The sequence below is a fragment of the Paraburkholderia sp. J63 genome (genome assembly GCF_905220245.1).
Lineage (GTDB): Bacteria > Pseudomonadota > Gammaproteobacteria > Burkholderiales > Burkholderiaceae > Paraburkholderia.
In genome coordinates this window covers 52,654-69,957 of the sequence record NZ_CAJMZF010000010.1, presented here as the reverse complement: position 1 = coordinate 69,957, position 17,304 = coordinate 52,654, and the positions used below count along the sequence as shown (strand labels likewise).

14 protein-coding genes and 3 pseudogenes are annotated in these 17,304 nt (G+C 64.2%); 14 read left to right on the top strand and 3 right to left on the bottom strand.

The features are described 5' to 3' along the window. Positions 1–40 precede the first annotated feature (40 nt). The 5 genes and pseudogenes from secD to U5775_RS39455 form a co-directional block, all read left to right on the top strand. Positions 41–2,089 carry a protein translocase subunit SecD gene (secD, locus tag U5775_RS13375; protein ID WP_322058607.1) on the top strand — a complete coding sequence of 683 codons (2,049 nt, stop codon included), beginning with the start codon at positions 41–43 and terminating at the stop codon, positions 2,087–2,089. A gap of 15 nt (positions 2,090–2,104) precedes the next feature. Continuing rightward, entirely contained in the window at positions 2,105–3,055 is a 951-nt protein-coding gene (gene secF / locus U5775_RS13370) for a protein translocase subunit SecF (protein ID WP_322058606.1), read from the top strand. Between the two features lie 149 nt (positions 3,056–3,204). Beyond that, positions 3,205–4,251 (top strand): DUF6402 family protein, encoded by a 1,047-nt coding sequence (locus tag U5775_RS13365; protein ID WP_322058605.1) that lies wholly within the window; start codon positions 3,205–3,207, stop codon positions 4,249–4,251. Beyond that, positions 4,248–4,610, top strand: coding sequence for a hypothetical protein (locus U5775_RS13360; protein ID WP_322058604.1), 363 nt, complete (start codon positions 4,248–4,250; stop codon positions 4,608–4,610). The genes U5775_RS13365 and U5775_RS13360 overlap by 4 nt, the downstream gene beginning before the upstream one ends. A gap of 181 nt (positions 4,611–4,791) precedes the next feature. Continuing rightward, positions 4,792–4,899, top strand: a pseudogene (locus tag U5775_RS39455) (hypothetical protein); the annotation flags it as partial. Here the strand turns inward: U5775_RS39455 and U5775_RS39450 are convergent. Then, a pseudogene (locus U5775_RS39450) lies at positions 4,851–5,084 on the bottom strand (group II intron maturase-specific domain-containing protein); the annotation flags it as partial. The pseudogenes U5775_RS39455 and U5775_RS39450 sit on opposite strands and share 49 nt — an antisense overlap. 299 nt (positions 5,085–5,383) lie before the next feature. Between U5775_RS39450 and U5775_RS13350 the strand changes: the two are divergent. Beyond that, positions 5,384–6,442 carry a DUF6402 family protein gene (locus U5775_RS13350; protein ID WP_322058603.1) on the top strand — a complete coding sequence of 353 codons (1,059 nt, stop codon included), beginning with the start codon at positions 5,384–5,386 and terminating at the stop codon, positions 6,440–6,442. Beyond that, positions 6,439–6,801 carry a hypothetical protein gene (locus U5775_RS13345; RefSeq protein ID WP_322058602.1) on the top strand — a complete coding sequence of 121 codons (363 nt, stop codon included), beginning with the start codon at positions 6,439–6,441 and terminating at the stop codon, positions 6,799–6,801. Before U5775_RS13350 ends, U5775_RS13345 begins: the two co-directional genes overlap by 4 nt. Before the next feature lie 67 nt (positions 6,802–6,868). Here the strand turns inward: U5775_RS13345 and U5775_RS13340 are convergent, their stop codons facing one another. Further along, a complete protein-coding gene (locus tag U5775_RS13340; protein WP_415913569.1) occupies positions 6,869–7,441 on the bottom strand; it encodes a YceI family protein in 573 nt (190 codons plus the stop codon). Between the two features lie 108 nt (positions 7,442–7,549). After that, positions 7,550–8,032 carry a YceI family protein gene (locus U5775_RS13335; protein ID WP_322058722.1) on the bottom strand — a complete coding sequence of 161 codons (483 nt, stop codon included), beginning with the start codon at positions 8,030–8,032 and terminating at the stop codon, positions 7,550–7,552. A gap of 636 nt (positions 8,033–8,668) precedes the next feature. On the opposite strand from U5775_RS13335, the pseudogene U5775_RS13330 reads away from it, so the two are divergent. The 7 genes and pseudogenes from U5775_RS13330 to U5775_RS13300 form a co-directional block, all read left to right on the top strand. After that, positions 8,669–9,292: pseudogene (locus tag U5775_RS13330) on the top strand (paraquat-inducible protein A); the annotation flags it as partial. A gap of 439 nt (positions 9,293–9,731) precedes the next feature. Continuing rightward, the gene (locus U5775_RS13325; RefSeq protein ID WP_322058601.1) at positions 9,732–10,388 is read left to right on the top strand and encodes a paraquat-inducible protein A; all 657 of its coding nucleotides are present in this window, start codon (positions 9,732–9,734) and stop codon (positions 10,386–10,388) included. Continuing rightward, positions 10,381–12,018 (top strand): intermembrane transport protein PqiB, encoded by a 1,638-nt coding sequence (locus tag U5775_RS13320; RefSeq protein WP_322058600.1) that lies wholly within the window; start codon positions 10,381–10,383, stop codon positions 12,016–12,018. The genes U5775_RS13325 and U5775_RS13320 overlap by 8 nt, the downstream gene beginning before the upstream one ends. Further along, positions 12,015–12,728: a PqiC family protein gene (locus U5775_RS13315; protein ID WP_322058599.1), complete on the top strand. Its 714-nt coding sequence runs from the start codon at positions 12,015–12,017 to the stop codon at positions 12,726–12,728. The genes U5775_RS13320 and U5775_RS13315 overlap by 4 nt, the downstream gene beginning before the upstream one ends. A gap of 276 nt (positions 12,729–13,004) precedes the next feature. Beyond that, on the top strand, positions 13,005–15,197 hold the full coding sequence (locus U5775_RS13310; RefSeq protein ID WP_322058598.1) for a site-specific recombinase: 2,193 nt from the start codon (positions 13,005–13,007) through the stop codon (positions 15,195–15,197). 344 nt (positions 15,198–15,541) lie between these two features. Further along, a complete protein-coding gene (locus U5775_RS13305; RefSeq protein ID WP_322058597.1) occupies positions 15,542–15,832 on the top strand; it encodes a HigA family addiction module antitoxin in 291 nt (96 codons plus the stop codon). A 93-nt stretch (positions 15,833–15,925) separates the two neighbouring features. After that, complete coding sequence (locus U5775_RS13300; protein WP_322058596.1) at positions 15,926–17,260, top strand: class I SAM-dependent RNA methyltransferase; 1,335 nt, start codon at positions 15,926–15,928, stop codon at positions 17,258–17,260. Positions 17,261–17,304 lie beyond the last annotated feature (44 nt).

Genomic DNA, 17,304 nt, shown 5'->3' with positions numbered 1-17,304 from the left:
ACATCGTGCAGGCCATTCCCCTCCCCCGTTGGGCCAACCAATGAACCGTTACCCCCTCTGGAAATATGTCGTGATGCTGGTGGCGCTCGCCATCGGCCTCGTGTACACATTGCCCAATTTCTTCGGCGAAGCGCCGGCGGTCCAGGTATCGAGCGGTAAAGCCACCGTCAAGCTGGACTCGACCACGCTCGCGCAGATCGAAGCCGCGCTGCCCGCGAACAACATCAAGGCCGACGACGTCACGTTCGACAACTCGACGATGAACGCGAACATCCGCGTGCGCGTCGCCGACACGGACACGCAGTTGCGCCTGAAAGACGTGCTCACGAAGGCGCTGAACCCCGACCCGAGCGATCCGAACTACATCGTCGCGCTGAACCTGCAAAGCGCGTCGCCCCGCTGGCTGACGGCGCTGCACGCGCTGCCGATGTACCTCGGTCTGGACCTGCGCGGCGGCGTGCACTTCCTGCTGCAGGTCGACATGAACGGCGCGCTCAACAAGAAGCTCGACTCCGACTCGTCCGATGCGCGCACGATCCTGCGCGACAAGAACATCCGTGACGGCGGCGTGAACCGCGTCGGCCAGAGCGTCGTGATCAATTTCGCCGATCCGGCCGTAGCCGAAGACGCGCGCAAGGTGCTCTCGGGCACGGGCGGCGTGAGCGAGCTCGTGTGGGCCACGCAGAGCGCGCCCGAAGGCGGCTCGCAACTGGTGGGCACCTTCACGCCGGCCGTGAAGAAGTCGGTCCAGGACGCCGCGCTCAAGCAGAACATCCAGACGCTGCATAACCGCGTGAACGAGCTCGGCGTGGCCGAGCCCGTGATCCAGCAGCAAGGCGACGACCGCATCGTGGTCGAGCTGCCGGGCGTGCAGGACACCGCGAAGGCGAAGGACATCATCGGCCGCACGGCCACGCTCGAAGCGCGTCTTGCCGACCCGCTGGGCCTGCATCCGGACCCGGCCGCACCGGTGCCGCCGGGCGACGAGCTCTTCACGCAAGGCAACGTTGGTCCCGTGCTGCTGCGCAAGCAGGTGATCTTCACGGGCGACCGCATCATCGACGCCTCCGCGGGCTTCGACGAGCACAACCGTCCGTCGGTCAACATCCGTCTCGATTCGGCGGGCGGCCGCGCGGTGCGCAGCGTCTCGCGCGACAACATCGGCAAGCCGATGGCGATGGTGCTGTTCGAGAAGGGCAAGGGCGAAGTGCTCACGGTGGCCACGATCCAGTCGGAACTCGGCGACCGCTTCCAGATCACGGGCCAGCCCACGCCGCAGGCCGCCGCCGACCTCGCGCTGCTGCTGCGCGCGGGCTCGCTCGCGGCGCCGATGGACATCATCGAGGAACGCACCGTCGGCCCGAGCCTCGGCGCCGACAACATCCGCAAGGGCTTCGATTCGGTGGTCTACGGCTTTGCCGCGATCGCCGTGTTCATGATCGCCTACTACGTGCTGTTCGGCCTGATCTCGATGATCGGCCTTTCGGTGAACCTGCTGCTGCTCGTGGCCGTGCTCTCGATGCTGCAGGCCACGCTCACGCTGCCGGGCATCGCCGCTATCGCGCTCGCGCTCGGTATGGCGATCGATGCGAACGTGCTCATCAACGAGCGCGTGCGCGAAGAGCTGCGCCACGGCGCGCCGCCGCAACTGGCGATCCAGAACGGCTACGCGCACGCCTGGGCGACGATTCTCGACTCGAACGTGACCACGCTCATCGCCGGTCTCGCGCTGCTCGCGTTCGGCTCGGGTCCGGTGCGCGGCTTCGCGATCGTGCACTGCATCGGCATTCTGACCTCGATGTTCTCGGCCGTGTTCTTCTCGCGCGGTCTCGTGAATCTCTGGTACGGCGGCAAGAAGAAGCTCAAGTCGCTGGCCGTGGGCCAGGTGTGGCGTCCGGAACCCGAAGCCGCAGGCGCGCCCGCGCTGGGCGCGTCCGACGCCGGCACCGACACGGGCCGCGCCGTGGCCCAGTCGACCAAGCCGCGCGAAACCGCGAAGGCCGGCGTCAAGGGCGCCGCGCGCGCCAAGCCTACGGTGCGTCGTCGGAATAATCCTGACGGTTCCGGCACCCCCGGCTCGTCCCGCTGATACGGAGTCAAGAACATGGAATTTTTCCGCATCCGCAAGGACATCCCGTTCATGAAGCACGCGTTGATCTTCAACGCGATTTCCTTCATCACGTTCATCGCGGCGGTGTTCTTCCTGTTTCACCGCGGCCTGCATCTGTCGATCGAATTCACGGGCGGCACGGTCATCGAGGTGCAATACCCGCAGGCGGTCCCGCTCGAACCCGTGCGCGATTCGCTCGCGAAGATCGGCTATGGCGACGCCCAGGTGCAGAACTTCGGCACCTCGCGCGACGTGCTGATCCGCCTGCCGATCAAGCAGGGCCTCTCCTCGGCGCAGCAAAGCGATCAGGTGATGTCCACGCTCAAGACCGAGAATGCGCAGGTGCAGTTGCAGCGCGTGGAGTTCGTCGGACCGCAGGTCGGCAAGGAGCTCGCCACCGACGGCCTGCTGGCGCTCGCGTGCGTGGTCGCCGGCATCATCATCTACCTGTCGTTCCGCTTCGAGTGGAAGTACGCCGTGGCCGGCGTGATCGCCAACCTGCACGACGTGGTGATCATTCTGGGCTTCTTCGCGTTCTTCCAGTGGGAGTTCTCGCTCTCGGTGCTCGCGGCGGTGCTCGCGGTGCTCGGTTATTCGGTGAACGAATCGGTCGTTATCTTCGACCGGATTCGCGAGACCTTTCGGCGCGAGCGCAAGATGACGGTCATGGAAGTCATCAACCACGCGATCACGAGCACGATGTCGCGAACCATCATCACCCACGGCTGTACGGAAATGATGGTGCTCTCGATGTTCTTCTTCGGCGGCCCGACGCTGCACTACTTCGCGCTCGCGCTGACGGTGGGTATTCTGTTCGGCATCTACTCGTCGGTGTTCGTGGCCGCGGCGATCGCGATGTGGCTCGGCGTCAAGCGCGAAGACCTCATCAAGGAAAAGAAAGAGCAGCACGACCCGAACGATCCGAACGCGGGCGCGCAGGTTTAAAGCCCTGGCGTTCCATCGAACGAAAAAGCCGGTTCTCGCGAACCGGCTTTTTGTTTTTTTGCGCCCCTCGAAGCATGCCGGTCTTTATGAGATTGATCGGCGATGGCCGCATGTAGCATCGCTACGGCCAATTCTTTGGGAGGGCGGCTGTGTTGTATCTCACCGACAAAGACATTCCCTACTACAAAACAGGCTTCTGGAAACAACGATGGAACCCGGGTGAAGGCTGCAAACCCGTCAGCGTGCCAGGCATCTCGTTTGACAAACCGCTGCCACCGCTGCCCAAGCCAGCCAGGCTGCCATCCGCACAGCGCAAGGAGGAAATCAAGGTTCCGCCCTTCGACATTCAGGAAATACCGAACGCAATGCGGCTTGAAGGCATGCCCATTGCCGCCAGGCTCATGGAACGATGGTTCTCAGGCATCCTGAACTATGCACCGACCGACGATGACCTTGCTGCCGAGATCAATCAGAATGGCGAGCCCTATCCGCCGGGCATGTACGACACCACCACCATCAAGATGGATTGGGTTTTGAAATTCAGGCGAGCGCAAGAAAAGTACATCGAACTACTGAGCCACCAGATTTACCAAAATAAAGCCATTGATGTACTCAGAGATGTACTAACGCCATACAGGGATGCAATCACGCCTTTAGATACATGGAGTCTGTGCAAAAACAGTATGTCGGTACTTCATCGTCACTTTCAATTCCAGTTCGCCAGCGTTGGAAGTTCGCTCGCGGAAAAAATTGACGACTTCATCGATTCCCAGTTTAAAAGAAACGGTGTCCCCGGTTCACTCGGCTCGTTCAACTTCTATGCCGCTCCAGCAGACGTGAAGCTCGCCTACATCAAGCGGGAAGCTATAGTATCCAGCGTCTACGTGTATATTAAGGATAGCTATGATTTCACGGACAAACCCGGATGCATATCACAGTACCTCGGCCACTGGAGCAACAAAGGTGTAATCGTCGTGCCGTACAACGGGTTAGTAGGGCAACTCAATACCCCATCATTGTATCTACCCTATCCTGTTGCTCGTGGCGATGTGAGGGTGAAGGGAAACATCTACTATCCGGTTCATAACAGCGACTTCCGGCAGTGGGCTATCAAGCATCAAAGGGGCGGTGACTTCATTATTTTCTCGGACCGGAAACGTTGTCGACTTCGCACACCGATACGGATCAAGTTATGAAGAAGGTGCTAATCGCAGTCTCGACACTAGCGCTGATCTATTTCTTCGTCACGCATCGATCAGACTCTAACGCGAGCAGTTGCGTCCGTAGCACGTCGCCCGATCGTCTCTACATTGCGGAGGAGTGCAGGCTGGACTGGAACCATCGCGATAACCCCGAGTATGTTGGCCGAGTCTACGATGCCGCCTCCGGCAAGCTGATCGCCCGACGAACACTCCAGACACCGGTGCCGCAGATCATGTGGAGCAGCAACTATGTTTTCTTTCAGAGGGGCGGCGACGATGACGATCTTGTCATGCTGCCGCCTTCGCTCTACGACCGTATCAATGCGCTTTATTGGCGAATGACTCAGTGGTAAACGGGATAGGGGCGGTCAGTTGATCTGACCGATCCCCTCCCATTACCACCCGGCGTGCGGGTCCGCACCGGGCGGTTCGAGCAGTTGAGGTCATGAGAGCCGGGGCACGCCCAGCCGGTCGAAGTAGGCCACGGGCAGCGCCCGGTTCAGCAGCATGTAGCTGTTACGCCACCAGCGGCAGTTGTTCACCGCCACCTGTCGCGCGTCTGATTCCGAGGCACCCATCGCCCGCAACTCCCGGTACATCGTCGTCCCCCGTCGCCAGTGCTTGAGCTGCAACGCCCGCAGCCGGTGCCTGATCCACTCGTCGAGTTCACGGAACACCCGCGGGGTCTGGGCCAGCTGGAAGTATGCCTTCCAGCCGGGCACATAGGCCCGCAGTCGCTCCGTCACCTCCAGCAGGCTGCGCCCGCACGAGCGGCGTGTCATCTCCCGGATACGTTGCCTGAAGGTCGCCAGCGCCTTTCTCGACATCGCGCATTTGATCCGCCCGCCCGCGCTGCGCCACAACTCGTAGCCCAGAAACTTGCGACCGGTCGCCGGCGCAACCGGCGCCCTCATGCAGTTGCGCTTCACTTCATTCACTGTGACCAGCTTATGGCGGGACTTGCACCCGCAGGAATGCGCCCATGCTGGGCGCACAACGAAAAAGCCGGTTCTCGCGAACCGGCTTTTTGTTTTTCTGTGCCCCTCGAAGCATGCCGGTCTTTATGAGATTGATCGGCGATGACCGCATGTAGCATCGCTACGGCCAATTCTTTGGGAGGGCGGCTATGTTGTATCTCACCGACAAAGACATTCCCTACTACAAAACAGGCTTCTGGAAACAACGATGGAACCCGGGTGAAGGCTGCAAACCCGTCAGCGTGCCAGGCATCTCGTTTGACAAACCGCTGCCACCGCTGCCCAAGCCAGCCAGGCTGCCATCCGCACAGCGCAAGGAGGAAATCAAGGTTCCGCCCTTCGACATTCAGGAAATACCGAACGCAATGCGGCTTGAAGGCATGCCCATTGCCGCCAGGCTCATGGAACGATGGTTCTCAGGCATCCTGAACTATGCGCCGACCGACGACGACCTTGCTGCCGAGATCAATCAGAATGGCGAGCCCTATCCGCCGGGCATGTACGACACCACCACCATCAAGATGGATTGGGTTTTGAAATTCAGGCGAGCGCAAGAAAAGTACAACGATCTGGTGAACAATGCCATTCATCGGGACTCCACACTCAAACCACTCCGCGACAAACTGATGCCGGTTAGGGACGCGATGATGCCTTTGGACATCTGGGACTTATGCAAAGGCAGCATGTCCGTTCTTCATCGTCATTTTCACTTTCAGTACGCAGGCGTGGGAAGTTCGCTTTCGCAAAAAATTGACGAATTCATGGAGTCACAGTTTCAAAGAAATGGCATCCCCGACGATCTTACCGGCGCACTTGGATCTTTCAACTTCTACGCCGCCCCAGCAGACGTAAAATTCGAATATGCCAAAAGGGAGGCCGTAATAACCAGTGTCTATGTATACATCAAGGATAGCTATGATTTCACCGACAAACCCGGCGGCATATCACAGTACCTCGGCCACTGGAGCAGTAAGGGTGTAATCGTTGTGCCATATAACGGCTTGATTGGGCAACTCAACACTCCATCCTTGTATCTCCCTTATCCAGTTGCTCGCGGCGATGTGAGGGCCAAGGGAAACATTTATTATCCGGTTCATAACAGCGACTTTCGGCAGTGGGCTATCAAGCATCAAAGGGGCGGTGACTTCATCATTTTCTCGGACCGGAAACGTTGTCGACTTCGCACACCGATACGGATCAAGCTATGAAGAAGGTGCTAATTGCAGTCTCAACACTGGCGCTGATCTATTTCTTCATCACGCATCGATCGGACTCGAAGGCCAGTAGTTGCGTACGCAGTACATCGCCCGATCGTCTCTATATTGCGGAGGAGTGCAGGCTGGACTGGAACCATCGCGATAACCCCGAGTATGTTGGCCGTGTCTATGGCGCTGCCTCAGGCAAGCTAATCGCCCGGCGGACATTTTCTACGCCGTCACCGAAGATAATGTGGGCAGACAACTACGTCCAGTTTCAGATTGGCGGCGACGATGACGATCTTGTCATGCTGCCGCCTTCGCTCTACGACCGTATCAATGCGCTTTATTGGCGAATGACTCAGTGGTAAATGAAACAGGGCCCGCCCGGCGCGGGCCTTGTCCGGTGCGCGTCTCGCGCGCTTTCTCAGGCCGCCGCTACTGCTTGATGCCTTCGGCCTGAATATGCAGAGTGGTCTTCATCTTGAAGCCGTACTTCTTGCCCGAGTCCATGCCGTAGTCGTCGCGGTTGAATTCCGCCTCGGCTTCCACGCCGCAGACCTCGCGCTTGAGCATCGGGTGCTGCATGCACTTGAACGACTCGATCTCGAGCTTGAGCGGCCGCGTGACGCCGTGCAGCGTGAAGGTGCCGATCACTTCCTTGGGCTTGTCGCCGTCGAAGACGATCTGCGTGCCCTTGTAGGTAGCGCTCGGGTACTTCGCGACGTCGAAGAAGTCGTCGCCCTGGAGATGCTTGTCGAGCTGCGGATTGCCGGTTTGCACCGAATCCGTATCGATCGTCACGTCGACGGTGCCGGTCTTGGCGGCCCGATCGAGCGTGACCGTGCCCGTGGTTTTCGTGAACTTGCCGCGCCAGATGGACAGGCCGTCCATGTGATCGGCCTCGAAGCTCGGGAAGGTGTGGTTCGGGTCGAGCTGGTAGGTGTCGGCCGCATGCGCGAGCGACGCCGCCAGCGACAGCGCTGCGATGCCTGCGGCTCTTGCGGTCAACAACACGAATCTGTTCAAGTGCGCCTCCTGGGTGATCGTTGCGCAACCGCTGCGTAGTAACGCATCGGCTGCGCCGTGAAAGAACCGCGCCGCCGCCCGCCTTGCCCGCTACTTGTGCGCGACGACGATGTGAAACTTGATCAGCACTTCGTCCGCAACGGTCGAGGTGTCCTTCCACTCGCCCGTGCCGATGTCGAACGCGAGCCGGTGAATGGGCAACGTGCCGTCGAAGGTCTGCGTCGCGCCCAGCTGGGTGAGCACGACGGGGATCACGACACGCTGCGTATGCCCCTTGATCGTGAGATTGCCGCTCATGCTGTACTGGCTCGGGGCGCTCTGCACGATCGACGTGGAGACGAAGGTGGCCTGCGGATACGCCTTCGCGTCGAACCATTCGGGACCGCGCACCGAGTCGTTGTAGCTCGCGTCGCCGAGATCGTAGCTGCCGGTATCGACCGTCAGGCGCGCCGTGCCTGCCGCCGGCTTCGCGGGATCGAAGCTGATCTGCGCGTCGAACTTCGTGAAGCTGCCCTCCACGGGCACGTTCATTTGCCGCGAGATCGCCACGAGCGTACTCTTGCCCGCGTCCATTTGCGCCCAGGCTGCGCTGCTTGCTGCCGCCAACACTGCCAGCGCCGCCAGTACCCCGCGCACCCCGAGCCCGGCCCGCACGAGCGCCGCCCTCGCCCGGGTCGCGCGCACCCGGCCTACTGTCAAACGCGCCAGTCCGGTCAATGCTTCCATGATTTTCCCCAACCCGGGCGTTGGGAACCTCCGCCAATCGCGCCCGCCGCCCGCGCGGGTTTCGTGGAGGGATGGCCGCTCACCCGGCCGCTCAGGAAGAAAGATAACCTGGTGACGCGTATGCAAACAGAATGCAAACGTCCGGAGCCAATGGCGCATGGCACGCCTCGCGTGCGGCGGTGCAATATAGTGTGCGAAGCAGCGGCGCCGGGAAAAGCCAGCACGCAAGACTGCGCTAGCGCACGAATGTTGCACGAACGGCGTACGCAGGTGCGGCAAACGTGGCACACTCCCACGCCGTTCGAGCCGTGAAGGCGGCCCGTCCCATCGGACGCACGGCTCGCCGCGCGCCCCATTGAGACGAACGAAACACGTATCGCCGACCTCCTTTGGTAACATGGCCGGCAATGCTGCCGCCGGCTCGCGCCGTTGCAGCATCAGCGTCTTTCGTTCCGTTCACGTCGTTTTGCGTCTTCTGCCCGCATGGCCCAGGACAATCTGATCGCGTGTCACGAATGCGACGCGCTTTACCGCAAGCCTCGCCTGTTCGGGCGACAGAGCGCGCGCTGCTCGCGTTGCGGCGCCACGCTCTATAACAGTGCTTCGGCGCAGCTCGACCGCATCTGCGCGATCACCATCGCCGCGCTCGTCACGTTCGTCATCGCGCAGTCGTTTCCCATCATCGAGCTCGATGCCAACGGCATCATCTCGCAGTCGAGCCTCTTCGGCGCGCTCGTGGTGCTATGGAACGAGGGCATGGAGATCGTCGCGGTGATGGTCTTTTTCGCCACCATCCTCTGCCCGCTCACCGAACTGGTTGCGCTGCTCTACGTGCTCCTGCCAATACGGCGCGGCTACATTCCCCCCGGCTTCAACCTCGTGCTCCGGACGATCCAGTTCGTGCGGCCCTGGGGCATGCTCGAAGTCTTCATGCTCGGCGTGCTCATCACCATCGTGAAAATGGTGAGTCTCGCACGCGTGATTCCGGAGACCGCGCTGTTCGCGTTCGGCGCGCTCACGCTCATGATCACCGTGGTGCTGACCTTCGATGCGCGCACGCTGTGGGACGTCGCCGACGCCCTGCGCGAAGGCGCGCGCGCCTCGCGCCACGGCGGTGCGGACCCGGCGGGCGGCGGTACGGGTCCGGGCGGGCCCGGCGGCTCGGGTGGTCCAGGCGGCCCGCGTGATTCAGGCGACTCGGGTGGCCCGCGCGGGTTCGACGGCTCCGCCGCGCATGGCCTTTCCCGCGACGCGAGCGGCACCGGCCTGCCCGACGCAAGCTCGAGTTCCGACGGACTCGACATCGACCCCGTCGGCGCGCTCGACCCCGGCATGCCCGCGCTGTTCTCCGGGGACGCGCCCGATGCCGCTGAAGCAGCCGACAGCACCGATCGCGCGTCCCAGAACGCACCCGGCACTTCCAGTGCGATCGGCCCGCTCGCCAGTCCCGAGATCCACGATCCGGACGCGCCGAAGCGCCCCGGCGGCACCGCAAACGCTCCCGGCTGGACCCCGCAATGAACGCCCAGCGCACCGAGGCATCCCGATGAAATTCACCACCGCCACCGACGCCGGCCTGATCTCCTGCCACGCCTGCGGCCACGTGCAACCGCGCACGGCCGGACATGAACGCTGCGGGCGCTGCAACTCGCCGATGCACGAGCGCCACCCCGACAGCCTCACGCGCACCTGGGCGCTCCTGTTCGCCGCCGCAATCCTTTACATTCCCGCGAATCTGCTGCCGGTGATGCATACGGCCTCGCTCGTCGGCGACGAGGACGACACCATCATGAGCGGCGTCGCCTACTTCTGGACCTCGGGCGACGCCCCACTCGCCGTGATCGTCTTCATCGCGAGCATTCTTGTGCCCATGCTCAAGCTCTCCGTGCTCGCGCTGCTCTGCACCACGGCGCAGCGCCGCTCCAGGTGGCGCCCCGTCGAGCGCACGAAGCTCTATCGGCTCGTCGAGTTCATCGGCCGCTGGTCGATGCTGGACGTGTTCGTTGTCACGCTGACCGTCGCGCTGGTACGCTTCCAGTCGCTTGCGGTGATTACGGCGGGACCCGGCGCGATCGCGTTCGGCTCGGTCGTGATCCTGACGATGATCGCGTCGATGCAGTTCGATCCCCGCCTTATCTGGGATCCGATAGACGAAGACAAACAGCAACCCTCGCAACACTCTCAGGATCGCCCTCATGAATAGTCCGAAAGGACCGACCCCGCCTTCGGGCGGTGGCTCGCTACCGCCCGACCTGCCCGAGCCGGACATCGTCAAGCCGAGGCGCTGGCTCCCGTCGCTCGTCTGGATCGTGCCGCTCGTCGCGGCGCTGATCGGCATCGCGCTCGTGGTGAAGTCCGTGGCCTCGCGTGGCCCGACCATTACGATCAGCTTCATGACCGCCGAAGGTCTCGAGCCGGGCAAGACCAAGGTCAAGTACAAGGACGTCGACATCGGCTCGGTGCGCGCCATCAAGCTTTCGCCGAACCTCTCGCGCGTGCTCGTGACCGTGGAACTCACCAAGGACGCCGAAGACTTCGCCAAGAAGGACAGCCGCTTCTGGGTGGTGCGCGCGCGTGTGGGCGCGAGCGGCGTCTCGGGGCTCGGCACGCTGCTTTCGGGCTCCTACATCGGCGCCGACGCGGGCCGCTCGAACGAGACCTCGAGCGACTTCGTCGGGCTGGAAACGCCGCCCGCCGTGACCGTCGACGAAAAGGGCCACCGCTACACGCTGCATAGCGAGAACCTGGGCTCGCTCGACATCGGCACACCCATCTTCTATCGGCGCATCCAGGTGGGCCAGGTGACGGGCTACTCGCTCGACAAGGACGGCGACGGCGTGACGGTGCAGGCATTCGTGAGCGCGCCCTACGATCAGTACGTGGGCACCAACACGCGCTGGTGGCACGCAAGCGGCGTGAACGTGCAGCTCGATTCGAGCGGCATCAAGGTCAATACGCAGTCGCTCGCGACCGTCATCGTGGGCGGCCTCGCGTTCCAGTCGCCGCCGGGCCAGGCCATGGGTCCGCAGGCGCCCGACAACTCGACCTTCACGCTCGCGGACGACGAAACCGACGCGATGAAAGAGCCGGACGGCGCGCCGGTGCATGTCGTGATGTACTTCAACCAGTCGTTGCGCGGTCTCTCGGTGGGCGCGCCGATCGACTTCCGCGGCATCGTGCTCGGCCAGGTGACCGGCATCGGCATCGAGTACGACCCGAAGGAGCACAACTTCACGATGCCGGTGACGATGAACCTGTATCCGCAGCGCCTCTCGCGCCGCATCCACGGCGAGGCGCCCGAGCCGCATACGGCGCAAAGTCAGGAACTCGTCAGGCGTCTCGTCGCGCGCGGTCTGCGCGGCCAGTTGCGCACCGGCAACCTGATCACGGGCCAGCTCTACGTCGCGCTCGACATCTTCCCGAAGGCGGCGCCCGCGAAGGTGGACCTCGACCGCGACCCCATGGAGCTGCCGACGACTCCGAACTCGCTCGAAGAGTTGCAGTTGCAGGTCGCCGACATCGCGAAGAAGCTCGACAAGATCCCGTTCGACCAGATCGGCAGCAATCTGAACGATTCTCTGAAGAACGCGAACCAGTTGTTCGACAAGGTCAACGACGAGATCCTGCCGCAGATGCGCGGTACGCTCGATCAGGCGCAGAAGACCTTCAACGCCGCGCAGTCCACGCTGCAGCAGGACTCCCCGCTGCAATCGGACGTGCACCAGGCGCTGCAGGAGCTCACGCGCACGCTGCAATCGCTCAACGCGCTCTCGGATTATCTGGAGCGCCATCCCGAATCGCTGCTGCGCGGCAAATCAGGAGACAAGCCATGACGTCTCGCCGGCTCCCCTCCCGGCTCCCCGCAGCCCTTGCGGCGCTCGCCCTCGCGGCGGCGCTCGCGGGCTGCGCCTCGCCCGGCAGCCATTTCTACACGCTGAGCCCCACCGACGATGCCGCGCGCGCGAGCGTCGCCTCGACCACGGGCAATCCGGCGCTGCTGGTCTCGCTGGCGCCGGTCGACGTGCCGCCGCAAGTCGCGAAGGCACAGTTGGTCGTGCAGAACGACGCCACGCAGGTCAGGGTGCTCGAGCAGGAGCGCTGGGCTTCGCTGCCCGGCGACGAAATCCGCCGCGCGCTCTCGGGCGATCTCACGCAGCAGCTCGGCACCATCGACGTGTATGGCTCGCCGCATCCCGATGGCGTGCCGGTGTACCGCGTGAGCGTGCAGGTGCAGCGCTTCGAATCGTGGCCTGGCTCGCACGCCCTCATCGACGCGGTCTGGAGCGTGCGCTCGCTCGATACGCAGGCGGTCATGACCTGCCGCAGCGTGCTCAACGAGCCCGTCGGCGATGGCTACGACGCGCTCGTGGTCGGCCACCGTCGCGCGGTGGCGGCGCTCTCGCAAGCCATTGCAAGCGGCGTGCGCACGCTTGCCGCCGCACCGCAGGCGAGCGTGACCACGACCACGAAGAACGGCGCGAAGACCTTGCGCACGAAGCCGATGACCATCATGGCCTGCCCGCAGGCCGCAACGGCAGGCTGACACGCTGAAGCCTGATGTGTCGACGAACGCGGCGCGCCTCTGGCGCGCCGCATTTGTATCGGCTAGCGGATGCGCCTCAATTCCCCACGCCAACGCACCGATCATCTGCCCCGGCACGCCGCGCCTGGAACGCTCATCGGCTCCGCTGCGGTCTCTCTACCTTGGCTCCCCACGGCCCAAAAAACTCGCATCACGCCAGCCCGCGGCCCAACTCGAACGGCCCAATCCGCATGAACCGCGATAATGGCGCGTTGCCCTACTGCCTGACGCTTTCGTATGTTTCGTTCGATCAAGACGCTCTGGAAAAAATGGCGCGCTTCGCGCAGCGCGGTTCGACAGCTTGACGCGCTGCTCGCCACCGCCGACGCCGACGCGCCCTACGCGGAGCGCAGCGACTGGCTGATCGAGCTCGCGCACTGGCTCCACCGGCGCGGCAAGCTCGATGCCGACGCCACGTCCCCCGCCGCCGCCGAGAACGCTCCGCTGCGCGCGCCACCCGAGCACGCGCGCGTGCGCTACCTGCTGCACGTGCTGGACCGCAATCCAGCGTGGAAAGCCAACGTCGGCGCCATGGTGCGCAAGCTCCTGCGCGAGAGCGACAGCATCACGCTGCTCTGCGACGCGGGCATGCCCGTCCACTCGGGTCTGTTCGGCGCGCTCGTGGAACGCGTGCAGGCGCAGCTGATCCCGCCGGCGCCGAACCGCCGCGACCTCGCGGCGCTCGTCACGCTGATGTTCCCCGCCATCCACGATCCCGAGTGGATTGCGACGCTGCCGCGCGATCTCCTCGCGCGCCTGCAAGCCCTGATCGCCGAACCGGCCACGGTGCATCACGACGCCGCCGCCGAGCCCGCCATCGAGTCCGCCATCGAGTCCGCAACCGCACCCGCCGTCGGCGAAGCCACCCGCTCCACCGCGCCCGACGCATTGCCCAACGAGTTCTCGCTGGGCCTGCTCACGGCGCTGCACAACCTGACCTGCCAGATCAGCTCGACGGGCCTCTCGCCGACGGTACGCAGCCGCCTTTCCAGCGAGGACGCGCGCGTGGCCGTCGAGAAGCTGTCGTTCTTCCGCCTCACGCGCGCGATGCTCGCCGTGGAGAACGCGCGCGACGCAGGCGAGCCCGCGCGCCTCCTGCACGAAGTGACCTGGCTGCGCCTCCTGCTCGATGACTGCCGCAAGGCCACCGACGACGTCTTCGCGCATCTCTACCGTCACGGCGTGCGCGTGGACACCGTATTCCAGGTCGAGCGCATGCGCATGCGCATCGTGCGCGCCGAGCGCCTGCTCGACGCGTGGATGGCCGCCGACGATCCCTCGACGCAGGCGCGCCTCGTCGCCGATCTCATCAAGGCGAACCAGAAGAGCCAGAGCGTGACGCACCTCATGCGCAGCAATTTCGCGCTGCTCTCGCGCAAGGTGGTGGAGCTTTCCGCCGACACGGGCGAGCACTACATCGCCCGCGACCGCGCCGAATACCTCACGATGCTGCGCATGGCGGCGGGCGGCGGCCTCGTCACGGCGGTGACCGTCTACGTGAAATTCGGCATCACGGGCGCGCACCTGCCCTCGATGATCGAAGGGCTTTTCGCGGGCATCAACTACGCGCTGAGCTTCCTCGTCATGCACTTCTGCCACTTCTCGCTCGCGACCAAGCAGCCCGCGATGACGGCCCCCACGCTCGCGCGCGAGCTCGACGGCGCCAACGAGCCTGCGGGGCGCGCGCGCTTCGTGTCGTCGGTGGTGGCGCTGATCCGCACCCAGGCCGCCGCCGTGCTCGGCAACGTGCTGCTCGTGTTTCCGGCCTGTCTCGCGATCCAGCTCGTCTGCGGCTGGCTCTTCCATGCGAACCTGATCACGCCGGCCAAAGCGCATGCCACGCTCCAGTCGTTCTCGCTCATCGGCCCGACGCCGTTCTATGCCGCGCTGACGGGCGTGCTGCTGTGGGCGTCGAGCCTGTTCGCGGGCTGGGCCGACAACTGGTTCGTACTCCATCGCGTCGAGGACGCGCTCGCGTGGAACCGGCGCCTGCGCCTGACGCTGGGCGCCTCGGGCGCCGCGCGTCTGGCGCACTTCTGCCGCACCAACGTGGCGGGCGTGTGGGGCAACCTCGTGCTCGGCATGATGCTCGGCCTCGTGCCGGCGATCGTCTCGGCCGTCGCGTTCCACTTCGAGGTGCGGCACGTGACGCTCTCATCGGGCTCGATCGGCGTGGCGCTCGGCGTGCTCGGCCCCGATACGCTCAAGACCCGCGAGCTCTGGTGGGCCGTGGCCGGCGTGGCGAGCATGGCCGTGCTCAACGTGACAGTGAGTTTCGCGTTCGCGCTGCAGATGGCGCTGCGCTCGCGCGACCTCGGGCGCCAGGACGTGCGCCCGCTCATGCGCGCGTTCTGGCGGCGCGTGACCCGGCATCCGGTCGATCTCGTGTGGCCGATCCGGCGCAGTCGGACCGGCGATCAGGAAGGGTGAAAGTCAGGCCGCCCACCTGGCTATCTATCGCCGATCCGGCGAACGAAGTTGCGTGAAGACAACGATTGAGCGGCGGTTTTTATCGGCCGTTTGGCCAGCGATGCGGGGTTTGCTGACGCTGGCTGGGTGGCACTGCAAGCCTTGATGCGACGCTGAGGAACGCTCGCGCTCCGCGGTTCGACGGAGCGTTCCTCAACCCCTTCTGCATCGCGGCATGCCATCGCAGGCAGTTGCAGCGTGTAGTCACATAGGCTACAGTCCGCATGATCAAAACCTTTCGGCACAAAGTTGAAGACGGGGACGCAATCCTCCTCGATTATCAGGACTACCACTAAATGACACGCATGAGCAGCAGAGTGTACAACCCGGCACACCCCGGCGAAGTATTGCGCGAATGGATTCCGCAGGACATGACTGTGACGGAGGCAGCGAATGCGCTCCAGATCAACCGCGTGACGCTGTCGAATCTGCTCAACGGCAAGGCCAGTGTGACGGCCAATATCGCGCTGCGCCTGTCTGCGTGGCTTGGGACGTCGGCTGACCAATGGCTCGGCATGCAGAATCAATGGGATCTGTGGCAAGCCAGCCGCCAGCCCAGGCCGAAGATCAAGCCGCTCGCACGGCCGGCGGCTTGAGGGCGGCGGCGGATATCCGTCGCCCCACCACACGGGCCTGCCCCACAACCCGCGTACAATGACGCCTTCCCCCGCAGCGTCATCACTTTCCTCATGTCTTTCGATTTCTTTGCTCCCTGCCCACGCGGCCTCGAAGCCCCGCTCGCCGCCGAACTGGCCGATATCGCGGAGCGGCGCCTGCCGCCCGGCGCGCTCGAGGCCGGCGCCGAAGTGCCCGGCGGCGTGCATTTTCGCGGCAACTGGGCCGGCGGCATGGCCGCAAACCTGCATTCGCGCATCGCGAGCCGCGTGCTCCTGAAGATCGCCCAGCGGCCCTATCGCGGCGAGCAGGACATCTATGCGCTCGCGCGCGAGCAGCAGTGGGAAAAGTGGTTCTCGCCGAACGAGACGATCCGCATCGACATCACCGCGATCAAATCGCCGCTGCGCAGCCTCGAATTCGCCACGCTGCGCGTGAAGGACGCGATCTGCGACCGCATGCGCGACAAGGCCGGCGCGCGTCCGAGTGTCGATACCGCGTATCCCGACGTGCGCGTGTTCGCCTTCCTCACCGCGAACGACTGCACGCTCTATCTCGATACCTCGGGCGAGCCGCTCTTCAAGCGCGGCTGGCGTCTGGACAAGGGCGCCGCGCCGCTGCGCGAGAATCTCGCCGCCGGCATTCTGCGCCTCACGGGCTGGACGCCCGAGATGCCGCTCTACGATCCGATGTGCGGCAGCGGCACGTTTCTCGCCGAAGCCACGCAGGTCGCGCTCGACATCGCGCCGGGCCTCACGCGCAGCTTCGGCTTCGAGCGGCTGAAGCAGGCCGACAGCGCCGCCTGGCGCCATCTGAAGAGCGAGGCGAACACCACGCGCAACACGGCCATGAGCCGCGCAAAGGAACTGCGCATCTTCGGCAGCGACATTTCCGATGTCATGCTCGAAAAGGCGCGCGCCAATTTCGCGCGCGCGGGTCTTGGCAACGTGCCGCTCAAGCAGCTCGACGCGCGCAACATGACGCCGCCCGCCGAGGGCAACGGCATCCTCGTGGCGAATCCGCCGTATGGCGAGCGTATCGAAGTGCGCGGACGCAATGCGCGCGGCGAGGCGCGCGCGCCCCGCGAGATGCGCGAGGACTACGAGGCGCAGGAAGCCTTCCGCCGCGTCCACACCGACGCGCCGGACGCCGAGTTCTTCCAGGCGCTCGGCGACGCGCTCAAGCAGCGTTTCACCGGCTGGCGCGCATTCTTCCTCACCTCGGATCGCAAGCTGCCGGGCCAGTTGCGCCTGCGCGAAGCGGCCAAGACGCCGCTCTTCAATGGCGCGCTCGAATGCCGCCTGTTCCGCTTCGACCTGATCGCGGGCAGCGTGCGCCAGCGTCCGGCGGGCGCCAACCCCGATGCCGCGGCCGGCAAGGGCGCGAGCGACGCCGACAATAACGACTGAAACGGCTGATCGCCATCGAGCCCATGCGCCGCAGCGCGCGTGGG

Excerpts from the sequence above, each read along its gene's own strand:
- secD (WP_322058607.1), top strand. The coding sequence starts at position 41 with ATGAACCGTTACCCCCTCTGGAAATATGTCGTGATGCTGGTGGCGCTC.
- secF (WP_322058606.1), top strand. The coding sequence starts at position 2,105 with ATGGAATTTTTCCGCATCCGCAAGGACATCCCGTTCATGAAGCACGCG.
- U5775_RS13360 (WP_322058604.1), top strand. The coding sequence starts at position 4,248 with ATGAAGAAGGTGCTAATCGCAGTCTCGACACTAGCGCTGATCTATTTC.
- U5775_RS13350 (WP_322058603.1), top strand. The coding sequence starts at position 5,384 with ATGTTGTATCTCACCGACAAAGACATTCCCTACTACAAAACAGGCTTC.
- U5775_RS13345 (WP_322058602.1), top strand. The coding sequence starts at position 6,439 with ATGAAGAAGGTGCTAATTGCAGTCTCAACACTGGCGCTGATCTATTTC.
- U5775_RS13335 (WP_322058722.1), bottom strand. The coding sequence starts at position 8,032 with ATGGACGCGGGCAAGAGTACGCTCGTGGCGATCTCGCGGCAAATGAAC.
- U5775_RS13325 (WP_322058601.1), top strand. The coding sequence starts at position 9,732 with ATGAAATTCACCACCGCCACCGACGCCGGCCTGATCTCCTGCCACGCC.
- U5775_RS13320 (WP_322058600.1), top strand. The coding sequence starts at position 10,381 with ATGAATAGTCCGAAAGGACCGACCCCGCCTTCGGGCGGTGGCTCGCTA.
- U5775_RS13315 (WP_322058599.1), top strand. The coding sequence starts at position 12,015 with ATGACGTCTCGCCGGCTCCCCTCCCGGCTCCCCGCAGCCCTTGCGGCG.
- U5775_RS13310 (WP_322058598.1), top strand. The coding sequence starts at position 13,005 with ATGTTTCGTTCGATCAAGACGCTCTGGAAAAAATGGCGCGCTTCGCGC.
- U5775_RS13305 (WP_322058597.1), top strand. The coding sequence starts at position 15,542 with ATGAGCAGCAGAGTGTACAACCCGGCACACCCCGGCGAAGTATTGCGC.
- U5775_RS13300 (WP_322058596.1), top strand. The coding sequence starts at position 15,926 with ATGTCTTTCGATTTCTTTGCTCCCTGCCCACGCGGCCTCGAAGCCCCG.